Genomic DNA, 15,227 nt, shown 5'->3' with positions numbered 1-15,227 from the left:
TATGGGTCGATTGTTTTTGATCGGAATTTTGCTTTGGTCTATTACCACGACCGGGTTTGCCATGGGATCGATCCCTTTTACTGCCCGTACTTCGGCCGAAGTCAGCGGAGGCCCTTACCGGGTGATCGGAGACGCGCTGGTTTTTCCCTCTCCTTACAATCGCGGCAGAGACAAGGACTTGATCATTCAATATCGGTTGTCGCATGATGCCGATATCGATATATTTGTCGTCTCAGTTAATGGGGATATAGTAAAAAAATTCATTTTTTCTGCCGGTCGGGCCGGCGGAACTGCCGGACTTAACAAGGTCAAATGGTCCGGCCGGGCTGACGACGGGACCCTGCCGGGGAACGGGATCTATGTCGGAACAATTGTCGATCGCGCGAACAACCAGCTTTTAAAGAAGTTTAAGATCACCATAAACGACTAATGATAAAAAAGATATTATTTTCTTTATTGTTATTATCCCTGCTGGCCGACCTGGCTGCGGCTGAAAAAAAATATATCAAACTCCCGGAACCAAAGATCATTGGAAAGATGCCGCTGGAAGAAGCGGTTTTTCGCCGGCGTTCCTGGCGAAGTTTCCATCCCAATGATCTGACCCTCGATCAGATCTCCCAGTTATTGTGGGCCGGCCAGGGGATCACCGATAAAAGCTGGGGTTTCCGGGCTGCCCCCTCTTCCGGTTCCCTTTATCCGCTTAATTTATACATAGCCAAAAAAGACGGAGTATTTGAATATGTTCCCGATGGGAACAAATTAGTTGAGATCTCCAAAGAAGACAAACGCGGGTCGATCGTCAGGGCATCTCTGGGCCAGCAGTTCATTGGCGAAGCCCCTTGCGTGATCATTATTTGCGGTAATTTCCGTATCACTCAAGCGAAATTTGGCCAACGCTCATACCGGTATATCAATATGGAGGTTGGTCACGCGGCGGAAAACATCCTGCTGCAGGCTGTCGCGCTCGGCCTGGGCGCGGTCCCGGTTGGCGCTTTTTGGGACGATGTTATCGCCAAGCTTCTGGATCTGCCCGATACCCGTGATCCTTTTTATTTAATTCCGGTCGGTTACCCCAAATCAGAGCAATAAATGGATAAGCCAAAGAAACCCAACAATCGAACGCGTCTGCTCGCCCTGCTGACCTTGATCGGCGGGATCCTCTACTTTTATTTGAATATCTTTTCCCCACACCTGGTCCCGGTTTTTTTAAGGATCGGGTCGGTCAGGGTTCCGACCAATATATTGATCCTTGGTATAGACATGAATTACGACCGTTTTACCGGGCAAAGGATCATGGACATGAACGGCCGGACCGATACGATCATTATTGCCAGGATCGATCCGGTTAACTATAAACTAAGCCTCCTCTCTATTCCCCGCGATACTTTGGTCGAGATCCCCGGTTATGGTTCTCAGAAGATCAATGCCGCCAACGTTTACGGAGGGACCGGCCTGGTCAAAGAAACACTTTTTAAGCTGACCGGACTGCGTATTGATAAGCATATATTTGTCAATGCGGCGGCGGCCGTCGCCCTGGTCGACCTGCTTGGCGGGGTTAATGTTTATGTCGACAAAGATATGTACTACACCGATAACGCGCAAAAACTTTACATTAATCTGAAGCAAGGCCAGCAGCGGCTTTCCGGCAGGGACGCGGAAGGTTTTCTCCGTTTTCGACACGATACTTATGGGGACCTGACCAGGATCTCGCGCCAGCAGAGATTTATGCTGGCGATCTTCAAGGAATTTGCCCGCCCGGAAAATATTCTCAAAGCGCCGATCGGTTTGGAGATCGCCCGCCAGCACATCCATACCAATATGAGGCTAAACTCGATCATTCGACTGCTTAATTTTACCAGGATGCTGGGATCGGCAGATATAAAAACTTTTACCGCTTCGGGCGAGCCGCAAGATGTACCGGGGATCGGTTCGGCCCTGGTCATGGACCGGAACAATCTGGAAAGCATTGTTAAGGAATTCAAATGAGCAGGTCAAGGCTGATCGCCGCTCTCGCCTCATTTATGGTCGTCGGGCTTGGCCAGGTAATTCGCGGGGAAAAGAGGAAGGGGTTGAAGCTGATGCTTGCCTTTTATTTTGTTTTTCCGGCAGCGGTATATTCGGCCCTGCTGGTCAGCGGCCTGCTGACTCTGATCGTCCTAGGGATCGGTTCGATCGTGGGGATCCTGCTGTGGGTTTATAGCATCATTGATGCATTTACATATGAAAAGATCAATTAAAATATTAACGCTGTTCGATATCCCGGTGGAAATTAATTTTTCCTGGTTCATTATTTTGGGACTGGTCGTCTTTACCTTGGCTAGCGGATATTTTCCTTTGACCGACCCCGGCCTCCCCTACGCGGTTTATCTGCTAATGGCGGTCATTTCCGCTCTCTTGCTGTTTGCCTCCCTGTTGGCGCATGAATTTTCCCATTCGCTGGTCGCCATGCACAACGACCTGCCGATCCACGGGATTACACTTTTTATTTTTGGCGGGATCGCCCATTTGGCAAAAGAGCCGGACACTCCATGGGTCGAGTTTAAAATGGCGATCGCCGGTCCGATAATGAGCTTTGCGCTTGGTCTCTCGTTTTTCTTCGTGACCCAGGCGTTGCTCAGCTTCCGCTCTCCCGCCTACGTGATCTCAATGACCAACTACCTTTTTATAGTCAATTTGATGGTTGGGATCTTTAACCTGGTCCCTGGTTTTCCCCTTGATGGTGGACGGGTCATGCGTTCTATACTATGGCAAATATTAGGAAACATAAGAAAAGCGACAATGATCGCCAGCGGGTTTGGCCGGGCGATCGCTTTTTTTCTGATGTCATACGGGTTGTTCCTCCTGTTTTCCGGACTGTTCATCAATGGGATCTGGTTTGTGTTTATCGGCTATTTCCTGCAGGAGTCGGCTGAAGCTAGCTATAGGCAGGTCTTGATGCGCCGTTTTCTGACCGGAGTCAAAGCAAAAAACCTGATGAGCCGGGACCTGATAACTGTTCCCCCGACCCTGCCGGTCGACCGACTGGTCAATGAGTATTTTCTTAAACAGCGTTACATCTCTTTTCCGGTTATCGAAGACGACAATTTACTTGGGATCGCGACCGTTCACTTGATCAAAGAGATCAATCAAGATGATTGGGCTAAGCATACTGTCCGGGAAGTTATGATCCCGATAAGCGACGCACTGGTCATAGATGAAGAGGCGGAGATCACTGAATGCCTTAACAAAATGGCCAACAACGAGTTTGGCCGCCTGCTGGTGATTGAAAAAGGTAAACTGGTCGGGATCCTCTCCCAGCGGGATATCATGCGGCTGCTTGATTTTAGATCAAAGATAGAGAAGTAATTAACCCTCACCCGAGTGAGAACCGTTTGTTTAGTTGGTGCTTAACAACCCTCTCCCAGGGGGAGAGGGAGTTGAGAGTTTGTTGATGAGCAGTTCCACTCCTTCTCCCTTTGGGAGAAGGTTGTAAAGAAGACGTATTTGTTTGGTTTAACTTGGATGAGGGTTTAATAATCATGAAAAAAGTTATCTTTATCATCGCTTTTAATGGCTTTCGCGACGAAGAGTATCAGCAGCCCAGAGAAGAGCTGGAGAAAAACGGCATCTTGGTGACTGTCGCCTCTTCCGGCACTGGCACGGCAACCGGTAAATTAGGCTTGAAAGTGAATATTGATAAAATTGTCAAGGATGTCGCAGTCGGCGACTATGAGGCCTTAGTCCTGGTTGGTGGCCCAGGTTGTTATGATTATTATGATGACCGGCAGGTCCAACAGCTGGTCCGCGATTTTCACTCCGCCGGCAAAGTGACCGCCGGGATCTGTTCTGCCGCGGCGATCCTGGCGATCGCCGGGATACTAAAGGGGATCAGAGCGACAGTTTTTCCTGGTGAAGCGGAACGGTTGAAAAAAGCCGGCGCAATATATGGCGCCAAGGGGTTGGAAGTTGACGGAAAGATAATTACTGCCGATGGCCCGGAGAACGCAAGGCGTTTCGGATCTGCGATCGCTACCGCCCTATCTTAAAACTTCAAGAACTTCGTACTGTCGTAAGGATTATTCGGTTTTGTTGGTGGTGGCATGACAGGCTTGGATTGTTCTGTTGGCTTTGGCGATACTGCGGGTTTTGCTATAAAACCGGGTTTTGGTTGTTGAAAACTGATTGGTTTGATCGTTGTCATTGGGAGTTGAGAAGCCGGCTGAACAGTAAGATGCGTTTCTGGTTCGGCGGCGTAGACAATATCATTTTCCCTGACCTGGCTCCCTACCTTTAAGCCGATCTCCGCTCCTTTATTGACCATTGGTACATTTTTATGGTTGATCTGGATCGAGTCGACTTTTTGCTTGAAATCGGTGGTTTTCCCCTTGATCTGGATATAATCGCCGACTTTGAGGGGTGACTGGACTTTAATTATCGCAACGGATATTTTGTCATAAATGTGAATGATCTTCCCAATAACCTTTGGCCCTTTTGGTTTAACGGTTTTTTTTGTGATTTTCTTTTTCGCGGCCGATTTTTTAGGGCTTTTTTTAGTTTTCTTTTTCATGGTCCACCTCTTTGGGACAAATGTAGGGACAGCCCTTGTGGCTGTCCGTTTATTCGGCAAGGCACAAGGCCTTGCCCTACATTTTCAATGGAATAATAGCATACCAATTTTCATTTTCAAATATAACCGCGCATTTAAATGCGCGGTTGAGCAATGACTCAACTAGTCAATTCGTTAAAGTACTTGTTCTTCCCCAGGATCCTTAGCGCTTTGCCGACTTTCAGCCGGTTCTTTTCCTGATGTGGTTGCAATAGAGCCTTTTGCAAAGTCCGCTCCTCACCTTTGGGAATATGGACCGCTTTGCCGGTGAACGGATCGATCCCGGTGTAATACATACAGGTTGAAACGGTCATCGGTGATGGGGTAAAGTTTTGGACCTGCTCGATCCTGATGTTATGCTTCTCCAGAAAAAGCGCCAGTTCCAGCGCGTGGTTCAGCGTGCTCCCCGGGTGTGACGATATAAAGTATGGGATCAGGAACTGCTCTTTATTATGGCGGCGGTTGGCCGCGTCGAATTTTTCTTTGAACTCAAGAAACTTATTGATCTTCGGTTTTCCCATCATTAACAGGACCTCTTCACAAACATGCTCGGGCGCGACGCTTAACTGGCCGCCAACGTGGTGTTTGGCGATCTCGCTGATATATTCGTCGTCTAACAGGGCGAGGTCATAGCGGATACCTGAGCCAATATAGAGTTTTTTTACTCCGGGGATCTGGCGGATCGTCCGCAAGAGACTTAGCGCCGGCTTGAGCGAGGCGTCGAGATGCGGACAGACATTGGGATAAATACAGCTTGCCCGGGGGCACCCCTCTTCTTTTTTACAAGACATCCCGTACATGTTGGCGGTCGGACCGCCAACGTCGAGGATGTTGCCGGTAAAATCGGGCTGTTTCATAATGGTGTTAGTAATTTCACGCTTGATCGATTCGCCGGAGCGGCTGGTGATATATTTCCCCTGATGCTGGGAGATGGCGCAGAAAGAACAGCCGCCGAAACAACCGCGGTGGGAAACGGTCGAAAACTTAACAAAGTCCCAGGCCGGGATCTTTTCTTTATATGAAGGATGCGGCGCCCTGACAAATGGCAATTCCATTAGCGCGTCCAGTTCTTGACCGGTCAGGTTTTGCGGCGGGAAAACCACCAGGTATCTCCCCTGGCACGGCTGGATAATTATCCTGGGATGTTTTTTGCGTCCCTCAAGATAATAGAGCTTAAAAGCCTCGGCGTATTTATTTTTATCCGCCGCGACCTCTTCATAGCTTGGCAGGATTAGCGGGCCTTTATATTTGGAGATATCTTTAACAACAATGGCGGTGTTGGGAATTTCATGCAAATGATGTGAACCGAGGCTGAACGCCTCGGTTATGGAACCGCGACGTTCAGTCGCAGGTTCCAAAGAGGCTTGGATTTGTTGAGCAATCCCTAGTATCCCTTTCTCGCTCATACCGTAAGTCAGGTAGTCGGCTTTGGTGTCAAAGATCAAAGAGCGCCTGACTTTATCGTCCCAGTAGTCGTAATGGGCGAAACGGCGGAGACTGGCTTCCACTCCGCCAAGGACGACCGGAACGCCGGGAAAGAGCCCTTTTAGTTTACTGGTGTAAACTATCGTCGCCCGGTTCGGCCGTTTGCCGCCGGCATTTCCCGGAGTGTACATGTCGGTCCGGCGGATCTTGTTGTCGGCGGTGTAGTTGGCGACCATCGAATCAAGGTTGCCGGAGGAGACGCCGAAGAAAAGCCGCGGCGCGCCGAGCTTCATGAAGTCGTCGTCTTTGTTCCAATCAGGCTGGGCGATGACCCCTACCTTGAAGCCGTGCGCTTCCAGGTATCTGGCGATCAGGACCGGACCAAAGCTGGGATGGTCGATGTACGCGTCGCCGCTGACCAGGATAATGTCCAGCTGTTCGATCCCCCGCTTGCGCAGGTCGTGTTTGCCGGTCGGTAGGAAATCTGTCATTTTTTCCTTGGGAAAAACATCAGGATCAGGAACCTGATCAAAGCGATCTGCCGCCGCCAGCGCCACGGCTGCTGAAGCAGGCGGTAGAGCCATTCGATATATAACTTCTGCGCCAGAACCGGGGCTCGTTTTACTTTTCCTGAAATGGCGTCGAGACTCCCGCCGATACCCATCCCGACCGGTGTCCCTAACAATGTTAGGTTGGCGGCAAGCCATTTTTCCTGACGGCCGGCGCCAAGGCCGACAAACAGAAGGTCTGGTTTGGCGCCCTTTATCTTTTCGATGATCTTGGCCTCCTCTTCCTGTCGAAAATAACCATGTTGAGAGCCGACAACTTTTAGGCCGGGATAATTCTTAGCCGCTTGAACGGCGGCCGCTTCAGCGATCCCCGGAGAACTGCCGAAAAAGAAAACTTTGTACCCTTTACTGGCTGAAACCATTAAAAGTTGTTGCATAAGGTCGATTCCGGAAACCCGTTCTTTTAAGGGGTCGCCCAGGATCTTTTTTACGACCACCATGCTGATCCCGTCCGGGACGCGAAGGTCGGCGCCGTTGATGAGGGCGCGCAGTTCCACGTCTTCCTGTGCGGCGACGATCATTTCCGGGTTCGGGGTAACGACCAGACTTGGCTTACCGGCGGCGATCAGGCTTTCAACCCTGGCGACCGCTTCCGCCAGCGTGACGTTGTCTACTTTGATCCCTGAAAAGTTGACGGTTTCGCCCACGGTTTTTTCTCCTTAATGATCGGCTTAGTCGGCCTCTGGATAAGTTTAGGCGCTTTTGTCCTCGGCATTTGACCTTTCATGATAATAATCATTATAGCTGAAAATCCTGGTTATTGGTATAATAGGCCAATATGTTAAGTCCATTAGCCGGTAAAAAAGCTCCCGCTTCGATCCTGGTCGATCCCGATAAACTGGTCGAGCGATATTACTCCGATCACCCGGAGCCAAATGATCCATCACAAAGGGTTGCTTTTGGGACCTCTGGACACCGTGGTTCCTCGCTGAAGAACAGTTTTAATGAAGATCATATTTTGGCCGTGACTCAGGCAATCTGCGATTACCGGCAGGAAAACGGGATTAACGGGCCTCTATATATTGGAAAAGATACCCACGCTCTGTCTGATCCGGCCCAAAGAACCACCCTTGAAGTCTTATCGGCCAATGGAGTCGCGGTCTTTATTCAGGAAAATGACGGTTATACCCCGACCCCGGTCATCTCCCATGCAATTTTGAAATATAATCGGGGGAAAAGGACCTTGCTGGCTGACGGCATTGTTATTACCCCTTCTCACAACCCGCCGCAAGATGGCGGCTTCAAGTACAATCCGACCCATGGCGGACCGGCCGATACCAAGGTGACGAAATGGATCGAGGAACGGGCAAATGATCACCTTCAGAAAAAGAACCGGAATGTTAAGCGCCTTGCCTATGAAACGGCTATTAAAACTTCGACTACACGGCTTTATGATTTCATCACCCCATATGTAAATGACCTGGGAAACATCATTAATATGGAAGCGATCAAAGCATCCGACCTCTCAATTGGGGCCGACCCGATGGGGGGCGCTGGTGTTAATTATTGGCGTCCGATCGCTGAAAAGTATGGACTGAAGATCGAGGTCGTCAACCAGGAGGTAGACAAATCATTTAGTTTTATGACCGTTGACCGTGATGGAAAAATTCGGATGGATTGTTCGTCTCCTTACGCGATGGCTAGCCTGGTAAAACTAAAAGATAAATATGACATTGCTTTTGGCAATGACACCGATTTTGACCGACATGGAATCGTCACCCCCTCCTCCGGATTGATGAACCCGAACCACTACCTGGCGGTGGCGATTTGGTACCTCTTCCAACATCGGCCAAAGTGGCTGGCGGCCGCAGCGATCGGCAAAACCTTGGTCAGCAGTAGCCTGATCGACCGGGTGGCGAATAAAATGGGTCGCCCACTGATGGAGGTTCCGGTCGGGTTCAAGTGGTTTGTTGAGGGGTTGCTCAAAGGTAGTTTTGGCTTTGGGGGTGAAGAGAGCGCCGGCGCCTCGTTCCTCCGCCAGGATGGGACCGTTTGGACGACCGATAAAGATGGCTTTATTATGGACCTGCTGGCGGCCGAGATCCTAGCTGTAACCGGCAAAGACCCGGGAGTCCATTACCAGGAACTGACCGCCCTCTTTGGCGCGCCGGTCTACGAGCGGATCGATGCCCCGGCCGATGCCAGGCAAAAAGTGATTTTACAGAAGTTATCACCGGAGCTGGTGACCGCCACTACTTTGGCCGGCGAGCCGATCACCGCCAAACTGACCCGCGCGCCGGGGAACAATGCCGAGATCGGCGGTCTCAAGGTGACGACCGAGAATGGCTGGTTTGCCGCTCGTCCCTCCGGGACCGAAGATATTTACAAGCTCTACGCTGAAAGTTTTTTGGGAGCCGACCATCTTAATAAGATCTTTGAAGAAGCGAAGCAGATTGTTTCGAATGCTTTCAATAAAATAGGAGTATAAATATGTTCAACCAAGCCAAAGCTTATAAAAAACTGGCGAAGCATTATAAGGAGATTGGACAAAAGCATCTGCGCGAGCTTTTTGACGCTGATCCGCGTCGCGGGCACAAGTTTTCGGTCAGGACCGAACATCTCTATTATGATTTTTCCCGCCAGAGGGTGACCGAAGAAACCGTTCAACTCCTAGCCTCTCTTGCCACAGAACAAAACTTGTCCGGCAAGATCCAGGCGATGTTTTCCGGGGAAAAGATCAATAGGACCGAAAACCGAGGAGTCCTTCACGTGGCCCTGCGCAACCGAAAGGATGTCATGCCGGAGGTAGCTGCGGTCCTGAAGAAGATCGAACAATTCTCTGGTGAGATCCTTTCCGGCGCGCGGACCGGTGTGACCGGAAAAAAACTGAGGAACATTGTTTCGATCGGGATCGGCGGCTCATACCTGGGGCCAGAATACCTGGCCGTCGCCCTGCGCCCCTACGCTCAGCCAGGGATGAATTTGCTTTTTATTGCTAATATTGACGGGACCGATTTTGAGGAAAAGATCTCCGGGCTTGATCCTGAAGAGACCATGGTGATCGTTGTTTCTAAAACATTTACGACCGCGGAAACGATGCATAACGCCCGGACCGCCAAAAAATGGGTCCTGGCCGGCTTAAAAGATCATCCCGAATCGATCAAGAAGCATTTTGTCGCGGTCTCCACCGCTAAAGATAAGGTTGAAACATTCGGGATTGATCCGGCCAACATGTTCGGCTTTTGGGATTGGGTCGGCGGCCGTTTCAGCGCGACTTCCGCGGTCGGGCTTCTCCCTCTTTCTCTTTACCTCGGCTTTGAAAATGTTCAATACATACTTGAAGGGGCCTTTTGGCTGGATACCCACTTTCTTAATGCCCCGATCGAAAAGAATATTCCCATCCTTTCTGCCCTGCTCGATATTTGGAACATCAACTTCCTGGGCTTCAAAACCCGAGCTCTCTTGCCATATTCCCAGGGGTTGGCCAAACTGGCTGCCCATACCCAGCAGGTGGAGATGGAAAGCAATGGCAAATCGGTTGACCTGGACGGGAATAAATTGAAGTTTGCCACCGGCGAAATAGTTTTTGGTGAACCAGGGACCAACGGCCAGCATTCATTTTATCAGCTTCTTCACCAGGGGACGCAGATCGTCCCGTGCGACTTTATTGGATTCATCACCCCGCAGTACCAGTATGATAAAGATCCCACAACCAGGGTGACGCATCATGAAGAGCTGATGACCAACTTCTTTGCCCAACCGGATGCGCTGGCTTTTGGCAAGGATGACAGCAATCCCGCCAAAGTTTTCCCGGGAAACCGGCCTTCTTCATCCCTACTGCTTGAGGCGCTGACCCCCTTCACCGCCGGGCTCCTGCTCGCCTGGACCGAACACCGGACCGCGGTGAAAGGTTTTATCTGGGGGATAAACAGCTTTGATCAGGAAGGGGTCCAGCTTGGCAAGGTCCTGGGGCTTGAACACCGCGAACGGATAATTGAATATTATGACAAAACTGAATATGATTCATGCGGCTTGGTTGATTCGACCGATCTGCTGCTCAAATCGTTCCTGGATGGGAACCTGTTAAAGTAATAAGTCAGGAGGGATATTATGTTAAAGAAAATCGGAAAAATATTGGGGATCATCTTGTTGGTGATCGTTTGTGTTGTTGGGGTCTTTTTTGTCCGATTCACGATGATGGCTAAAAATGTTGCCAGCCAATACCGGCAAATTACAACGGTTAATCTTGCCCAGCTGGCCGATGGAAAATATTCCGGCAGTTTTGGGGATTTCCTGGTTTATGTCAAAGTTGAAGTGACGGTTAATAAACATGCCATTCGCGAGATCAAGGTCGTTGACCAGCGGTGCGGCCCTGGTTATGAAGCATTAGAAACAGTTGATCGTATTATTAAGGCGCAATCTCCTAAGGTTGACGCGGTGACCGGCGCCTCCGGCAGCAGCATGAGCATAATGATCGCGGTCAATCGGGCGCTTACGGGACAGAAATAAATTTGTATTACCAAGGATGGGGAAAATAGTTATTTCAAGATCAGTTGAAAATCGAAATCGATCGTTAGGTCATTAATAATGACCTCCAGAGTAAGCGGGTATTCGCGGATAAAATTGGCTGAATAGCACAAAACCCCTTCTCGTGTTTGGTGAGCATAGATCGGCCTGAAGGCAAAATAATGTTCAATTGCCCAGTCGATCGATCTAAGGAATTGAGCAAGCTGGCTGGAGCCCATTGACCGGGTGATGTTTCCCAATTGTGAGAGGGCAAGATCGACCATCGGGTTGCCGCTTTCGATCTTATGCCCCTCTTCCCTCGCGCGATAAGCTATCACTACTTCCCGCGAGATCAGCTGCAGCGGCAACCGATCCCGGCCATCGGTCAGTTTGACCGAGTAGTCTGCCGCGGTCAGGTCTGAACCGGTCTTATTTTCGATCTTCAAATAAACGACCACAACGTTTTCCGCGCCGGTCAAAAAAGCGGTTACGGCATAATCAGCATTGTCATGTTTGATCGATAATAGATTGTTCAAGGGTTCGATCTTTTCATTTGCCGATCTATTCACCGGCTGATAACTGTCGATCTCAACCGGGGGATTAGCACAGCTGCTAATCAATGGAATAACCAACAGAAGAAGAATAATATTTCTTTTCATATGCGCATATATTTTATACTTTCCCAGATTAAAAGCAAGGCGGCAAACACTTCGACAATGTATCCCCGTTGACACTCTAATATTAAGGTGGCAAAATATCCGTCAAGAGGTGATTGATCATGAAACTTGACGCGGTAAAATTCGGTTTGACCCTGGCGATCGTTTGGGGGGGAGCGGTTCTTTGTCTCGGTATTATGGGTGACTATCTTCATTGGGGGTTGGGCCTGGTGAAAGGGATAGGTTCATTATATATTGGGTATAAAGCGACCCCGGTTGGCACATTGGTTGGCACGATCTGGGCTTTTTGTGACGCGGGGATCGGCGGCTGGCTGGTCGCGGCCATTTATAACTGGCTCCTCGATCGGGGTAAATAGGAAAACGCAATGAAAGCAATAAAATTGTTTCTTTGGCCAGCTGGAGTGATCTTCATCGTTTTACTTTCTATCTTTTTAACTCAATATATCATCAACTCTTCCTATACATATGACATCCTGATCAGAGGGGGCCTGGTCTATGACGGCAGCACAACCGAAGCAGTCACGGAAGATATTGCGATCAAAGGAGATGTGATTTCCGCGATCGGTATGGACTTACCCGGATCGGCCAGAGAAACGATTGACGCAAAGGGCCTGATCGTTACCCCCGGTTTTATCGATTGCCATAACCATACGGACTTGGGGCTGCTCATGGCCATATTAATGTCGGGCAAAAAGGACGATTTCTCCATGATCAATGAGGCGTGGCGGAATAACCATAATTATTCGACCCAGGGGGTGACCACCATAGTGACCGGTTTATGCGGCGCGGGTTTTTGGGATACAAAACAGTGGCTGGAGCTGGTCGAATCCCAAAAGTTTGCCAGCAATGTGTACCACCTCATCCCCTACGGTATGTTGCGGATGCGGCTTTTTGGGAATGACCAGCCAACCACCCTGACCGGAGAACAAATGGAGAAGCTTAAAGGGCAGGTGGAAAAAGAGATGCAAAACGGCGCCATCGGGCTGACCGTGGGACTGGAATACGCGCCTACCTGTTTTGCCACCACGGATGAGTTGGTCGAGATGGCCAAGGTAGTCGCCAAATACGGGGGTCTTTACGACGCCCACATCAGGGACCAGACCGGGCCGGGAGAATTAGCTTCGATCAGGGAGACCATTGAGATCGCCAAGCGGGCCAAGATACCCGTGCACATCTCACATATCCAGCTCAACCTTCCCTGGGAGAACGTCACGTCAAAACAGATGCTGGGACTGATCGAGCAGGCTCGAGCCGAAGGGGTGGACATCACCGCTGACCAGCATCCTTATGACACCGGATATGCCGTCCTCTCTTACCGCCTGCCAGATAAATATAAGACTGGCACCGGCGTGAATGAAAAATATAAGAATCCAGCTGGCAAGGCCGAGATGATAGCAGCTACCAAAAAAATATTTGCTTTCCTTGGCCCGGAAAAGATCAGTCTGACCGATGGTCCTGCCAAATACCGCAACAAAAGCATTATGGAAATAGCGGCGATGGAAGGTAAGCACCCGGCTGAGGTCTATGTCGAACTTTCCTGCTTGGAACCGGCCCCCTACGCACTTTTTCAGGAGATCAGCGACAAGATCAACCGGGAGATCATGCCACATGACTACGTTTTTACTGCTTCTGATGGTTTTACTGTTTTCGTACCGGAGCAATCTCCACATCCCCGGTTCTTTGGCTGTTTCCCGAGAAAAATCAAGAAGTACGCAATGGAAGAAAAGTTGATGACCGTACAGGATGCGATTCGCTCCATGACCTCCCTGCCGGCCAAAAAGTTCAAGTTAAAAGGCCGGGGTGAAATCAAAACCGGCAATTACGCGGACATCGCAGTCATTGATCCTGATCAACTTAAAGAAAACGCTACTTACGTGGAGCGGAGCCTTTATTCTGACGGCATAATATATCTGCTGGTAAACGGCATACTGGAGATCGACCATGGCAAACTGACCGGGAAACGGGGTGGCCGCGGCGGCGTTTTATGAGGCAGTTTACGGTGCTGATCGCCAACGGATTTTCAGCCTCGCTGGAAAACACCTGGCAGATGCAGTCGGGCGGTTACACCAGCGGACTTTTAAAGGCTTGGTTTATTGTACAGAGTAGAACATTTGTTCGTTCAACCTTTAATTCCCTATGGTTGACACTTAAAGAGGCTGATGGGAGAATACATCCATGAAAAACAGATCAGGCATCATTACATATATGATTCTTGTTTTCCTGCTTAGTTCTATTGGTTATTATCTTATAATCAACGCCAAGGCGCTGGGGCTTAATCCTTTGTTGATCATGTTCTATTTAATGTGGTCCCCTGCCCTTTCAGGGATTATTACTTCGCTGATCCACGAAAAAAGCCTTAAAGGGCTTGGTTTGGGGACCGTCCAGGCGCGCTGGCTGCTTGCCGCTTACGCTCTTCCTTTTCTATACGGCGGTCTGGCTTACAGTGTGATTTGGCTGGCCGGTTGGGGAGCGCTCAACTCTGCTTATCATTTTGATCTTTTCAAACTGGTGATAATGGGTACATTGATAAACGTTGCTTTTGCCGCGGGAGAAGAGATCGGCTGGCGGGGATATTTGGTGCCGCAGTTATACAAGCATTTCAATTACACCTCGACCTGCCTGATCACCGGACTGATCTGGTCGGTTTGGCATTTCCCTCTCATTATCTCCGGGGTCTATCTGGCCAGCATGCCGATGCTCCCCCAGCTTTTACTCCTGGTGGTGACGGTGACCGCCATGACCTTCCCTATCAGCTGGCTTCGGCTTAGGTCGGGGAGTGTCTGGGCAGCAGTTTTGATGCATGCCAGCCACAATCTTTATCTTCAACGCTTGTACGATCCATTAACCCTTCCGACCGGTCCCCTTTCAAAGTATATGCTAGGTGAATCAGGATTGGTGCTTGCGGTCATTTTTATTGCCCTTGCTGTTTTTTTCTGGAGACAGCGAGGCAGGCTCCCCTTGGCAGGTAATCATATTTAGGAGGAATTGAAATGTCAGATAAAAAGCATTTTAGCGAAGCAGAAGCGAAAAAGATCGGTGAATCGATCGGAATTAAATGGGATAAGTTTGACGTTGACCAATTCAAGCAAGGGATGGATGTTGAATTGGAGCATGGTTTAATTGATCCTTCGACCAATGTGACCAATGATGACCCGGTTGTAACTGGCAAGATCGCCCTTGCTCATCTGAACGAATTTCCCGATTATTATGATCGGTTGGAGAAAATGGAGAAGGAAGCCGACAAGTTCTGGGGAAAAGATTGAATTATTGAAGGAGTGAAAAAATGGGGGATAAAAAAGGCTACTTGATCGCCGGACTGCTTGGGGCCGTTGCCGGAGCCGCTTCCCTGCTTGGCCTGGCCAAGATCATGCCTAAAATGATGGAAAAATGCTGTGACGAGCATAAGATTGTCAGAAAAAAAGGAAAGAAGGCCCATAAAAAGATATTAAAGACAAATTAGCTTTTTTGGTCGCCGGATGGAGTATGAGGGGGAACAGCCGCTTAAGATGACCAGCTTCTCTGGTT

The 15,227-nt window shown here is 49.6% G+C and carries 18 protein-coding genes; 14 read left to right on the top strand and 4 right to left on the bottom strand.

Annotation, left to right across the window (positions count from 1 at the left end; genetic code table 11):
- The first annotated feature begins 1 nt into the window (after window position 1).
- From KKF06_03425 to KKF06_03400, 6 genes are all read left to right on the top strand, one after another.
- Window positions 2–430: a hypothetical protein gene (locus tag KKF06_03425; protein MBU1616821.1), complete on the top strand. Its 429-nt coding sequence runs from the start codon at window positions 2–4 to the stop codon at window positions 428–430.
- Window positions 430–1,089 (top strand): SagB/ThcOx family dehydrogenase, encoded by a 660-nt coding sequence (locus tag KKF06_03420; GenBank protein ID MBU1616820.1) that lies wholly within the window; start codon window positions 430–432, stop codon window positions 1,087–1,089. Before KKF06_03425 ends, KKF06_03420 begins: the two co-directional genes overlap by 1 nt.
- Window positions 1,090–1,986 (top strand): LCP family protein, encoded by an 897-nt coding sequence (locus KKF06_03415; protein MBU1616819.1) that lies wholly within the window; start codon window positions 1,090–1,092, stop codon window positions 1,984–1,986. It begins immediately after the preceding gene.
- Window positions 1,983–2,237, top strand: coding sequence for a hypothetical protein (locus KKF06_03410; protein MBU1616818.1), 255 nt, complete (start codon window positions 1,983–1,985; stop codon window positions 2,235–2,237). The genes KKF06_03415 and KKF06_03410 overlap by 4 nt, the downstream gene beginning before the upstream one ends.
- A complete protein-coding gene (locus tag KKF06_03405) occupies window positions 2,221–3,345 on the top strand; it encodes a site-2 protease family protein (GenBank protein MBU1616817.1) in 1,125 nt (374 codons plus the stop codon). The genes KKF06_03410 and KKF06_03405 overlap by 17 nt, the downstream gene beginning before the upstream one ends.
- A gap of 173 nt (window positions 3,346–3,518) precedes the next feature.
- Window positions 3,519–4,025: a DJ-1/PfpI family protein gene (locus KKF06_03400; protein MBU1616816.1), complete on the top strand. Its 507-nt coding sequence runs from the start codon at window positions 3,519–3,521 to the stop codon at window positions 4,023–4,025.
- Here KKF06_03400 and KKF06_03395 read toward each other — a convergent pair.
- From KKF06_03395 to KKF06_03385, 3 genes are all read right to left on the bottom strand, one after another.
- A complete protein-coding gene (locus KKF06_03395; protein ID MBU1616815.1) occupies window positions 4,022–4,546 on the bottom strand; it encodes a hypothetical protein in 525 nt (174 codons plus the stop codon). The two genes, KKF06_03400 and KKF06_03395, sit on opposite strands and share 4 nt — an antisense overlap.
- A gap of 158 nt (window positions 4,547–4,704) precedes the next feature.
- The gene (locus tag KKF06_03390; protein MBU1616814.1) at window positions 4,705–6,501 is read right to left on the bottom strand and encodes a YgiQ family radical SAM protein; all 1,797 of its coding nucleotides are present in this window, start codon (window positions 6,499–6,501) and stop codon (window positions 4,705–4,707) included.
- Complete coding sequence (locus KKF06_03385) at window positions 6,498–7,226, bottom strand: WecB/TagA/CpsF family glycosyltransferase (protein ID MBU1616813.1); 729 nt, start codon at window positions 7,224–7,226, stop codon at window positions 6,498–6,500. Before KKF06_03385 ends, KKF06_03390 begins: the two co-directional genes overlap by 4 nt.
- 131 nt (window positions 7,227–7,357) lie before the next feature.
- On the opposite strand from KKF06_03385, the gene pgm reads away from it, so the two are divergent.
- Genes pgm through KKF06_03370 form a run of 3 tightly spaced genes read left to right on the top strand, consistent with a single transcriptional unit; the run spans window position 7,358 to window position 11,028 of the window.
- A complete protein-coding gene (pgm, locus tag KKF06_03380; GenBank protein ID MBU1616812.1) occupies window positions 7,358–9,007 on the top strand; it encodes a phosphoglucomutase (alpha-D-glucose-1,6-bisphosphate-dependent) in 1,650 nt (549 codons plus the stop codon).
- A 2-nt stretch (window positions 9,008–9,009) separates the two neighbouring features.
- Window positions 9,010–10,611, top strand: coding sequence for a glucose-6-phosphate isomerase (gene pgi / locus KKF06_03375; GenBank protein MBU1616811.1), 1,602 nt, complete (start codon window positions 9,010–9,012; stop codon window positions 10,609–10,611).
- 18 nt (window positions 10,612–10,629) lie between these two features.
- On the top strand, window positions 10,630–11,028 hold the full coding sequence (locus tag KKF06_03370) for an FMN-binding protein (protein MBU1616810.1): 399 nt from the start codon (window positions 10,630–10,632) through the stop codon (window positions 11,026–11,028).
- A 29-nt stretch (window positions 11,029–11,057) separates the two neighbouring features.
- Here KKF06_03370 and KKF06_03365 read toward each other — a convergent pair whose 3' ends face one another.
- On the bottom strand, window positions 11,058–11,684 hold the full coding sequence (locus tag KKF06_03365) for a hypothetical protein (protein MBU1616809.1): 627 nt from the start codon (window positions 11,682–11,684) through the stop codon (window positions 11,058–11,060).
- Between the two features lie 119 nt (window positions 11,685–11,803).
- Here KKF06_03365 and KKF06_03360 point away from each other — a divergent pair, with 119 nt between their 5' ends.
- The 5 genes from KKF06_03360 (at window position 11,804) to KKF06_03340 (ending at window position 15,162) form a co-directional block, all read left to right on the top strand.
- Window positions 11,804–12,058 (top strand): hypothetical protein, encoded by a 255-nt coding sequence (locus tag KKF06_03360; protein ID MBU1616808.1) that lies wholly within the window; start codon window positions 11,804–11,806, stop codon window positions 12,056–12,058.
- Window positions 12,059–12,067: 9 nt separating this feature from the next.
- Window positions 12,068–13,690: an amidohydrolase family protein gene (locus tag KKF06_03355; GenBank protein MBU1616807.1), complete on the top strand. Its 1,623-nt coding sequence runs from the start codon at window positions 12,068–12,070 to the stop codon at window positions 13,688–13,690.
- Between the two features lie 187 nt (window positions 13,691–13,877).
- On the top strand, window positions 13,878–14,681 hold the full coding sequence (locus tag KKF06_03350; GenBank protein MBU1616806.1) for a CPBP family intramembrane metalloprotease: 804 nt from the start codon (window positions 13,878–13,880) through the stop codon (window positions 14,679–14,681).
- 11 nt (window positions 14,682–14,692) lie between these two features.
- Window positions 14,693–14,965, top strand: a complete 273-nt coding sequence (locus KKF06_03345; GenBank protein ID MBU1616805.1) for a hypothetical protein — start codon at window positions 14,693–14,695, stop codon at window positions 14,963–14,965.
- A gap of 20 nt (window positions 14,966–14,985) precedes the next feature.
- Entirely contained in the window at window positions 14,986–15,162 is a 177-nt protein-coding gene (locus KKF06_03340) for a hypothetical protein (GenBank protein MBU1616804.1), read from the top strand.
- The last annotated feature ends 65 nt before the right edge of the window (window positions 15,163–15,227 follow it).

The sequence above is a fragment of the Candidatus Margulisiibacteriota bacterium genome (assembly GCA_018822365.1).
Taxonomy (GTDB): Bacteria; Margulisbacteria; WOR-1; order O2-12-FULL-45-9; family XYB2-FULL-48-7; genus XYB2-FULL-45-9.
Note: the sequence above shows the minus strand (reverse complement) of the source record. Positions and strands in the feature narration are given on the sequence as shown.

Bases quoted from the DNA above. Each gene is read 5' to 3' on its own strand.
- KKF06_03425 (MBU1616821.1), top strand. From the start codon at position 2: ATGGGTCGATTGTTTTTGATCGGAATTTTGCTTTGGTCTATTACCACG.
- KKF06_03420 (MBU1616820.1), top strand. From the start codon at position 430: ATGATAAAAAAGATATTATTTTCTTTATTGTTATTATCCCTGCTGGCC.
- KKF06_03415 (MBU1616819.1), top strand. From the start codon at position 1,090: ATGGATAAGCCAAAGAAACCCAACAATCGAACGCGTCTGCTCGCCCTG.
- KKF06_03410 (MBU1616818.1), top strand. From the start codon at position 1,983: ATGAGCAGGTCAAGGCTGATCGCCGCTCTCGCCTCATTTATGGTCGTC.
- KKF06_03405 (MBU1616817.1), top strand. From the start codon at position 2,221: ATGAAAAGATCAATTAAAATATTAACGCTGTTCGATATCCCGGTGGAA.
- KKF06_03400 (MBU1616816.1), top strand. From the start codon at position 3,519: ATGAAAAAAGTTATCTTTATCATCGCTTTTAATGGCTTTCGCGACGAA.
- KKF06_03395 (MBU1616815.1), bottom strand. From the start codon at position 4,546: ATGAAAAAGAAAACTAAAAAAAGCCCTAAAAAATCGGCCGCGAAAAAG.
- KKF06_03390 (MBU1616814.1), bottom strand. From the start codon at position 6,501: ATGACAGATTTCCTACCGACCGGCAAACACGACCTGCGCAAGCGGGGG.
- pgm (MBU1616812.1), top strand. From the start codon at position 7,358: ATGTTAAGTCCATTAGCCGGTAAAAAAGCTCCCGCTTCGATCCTGGTC.
- pgi (MBU1616811.1), top strand. From the start codon at position 9,010: ATGTTCAACCAAGCCAAAGCTTATAAAAAACTGGCGAAGCATTATAAG.
- KKF06_03370 (MBU1616810.1), top strand. From the start codon at position 10,630: ATGTTAAAGAAAATCGGAAAAATATTGGGGATCATCTTGTTGGTGATC.
- KKF06_03365 (MBU1616809.1), bottom strand. From the start codon at position 11,684: ATGAAAAGAAATATTATTCTTCTTCTGTTGGTTATTCCATTGATTAGC.
- KKF06_03360 (MBU1616808.1), top strand. From the start codon at position 11,804: ATGAAACTTGACGCGGTAAAATTCGGTTTGACCCTGGCGATCGTTTGG.
- KKF06_03355 (MBU1616807.1), top strand. From the start codon at position 12,068: ATGAAAGCAATAAAATTGTTTCTTTGGCCAGCTGGAGTGATCTTCATC.
- KKF06_03350 (MBU1616806.1), top strand. From the start codon at position 13,878: ATGAAAAACAGATCAGGCATCATTACATATATGATTCTTGTTTTCCTG.
- KKF06_03345 (MBU1616805.1), top strand. From the start codon at position 14,693: ATGTCAGATAAAAAGCATTTTAGCGAAGCAGAAGCGAAAAAGATCGGT.
- KKF06_03340 (MBU1616804.1), top strand. From the start codon at position 14,986: ATGGGGGATAAAAAAGGCTACTTGATCGCCGGACTGCTTGGGGCCGTT.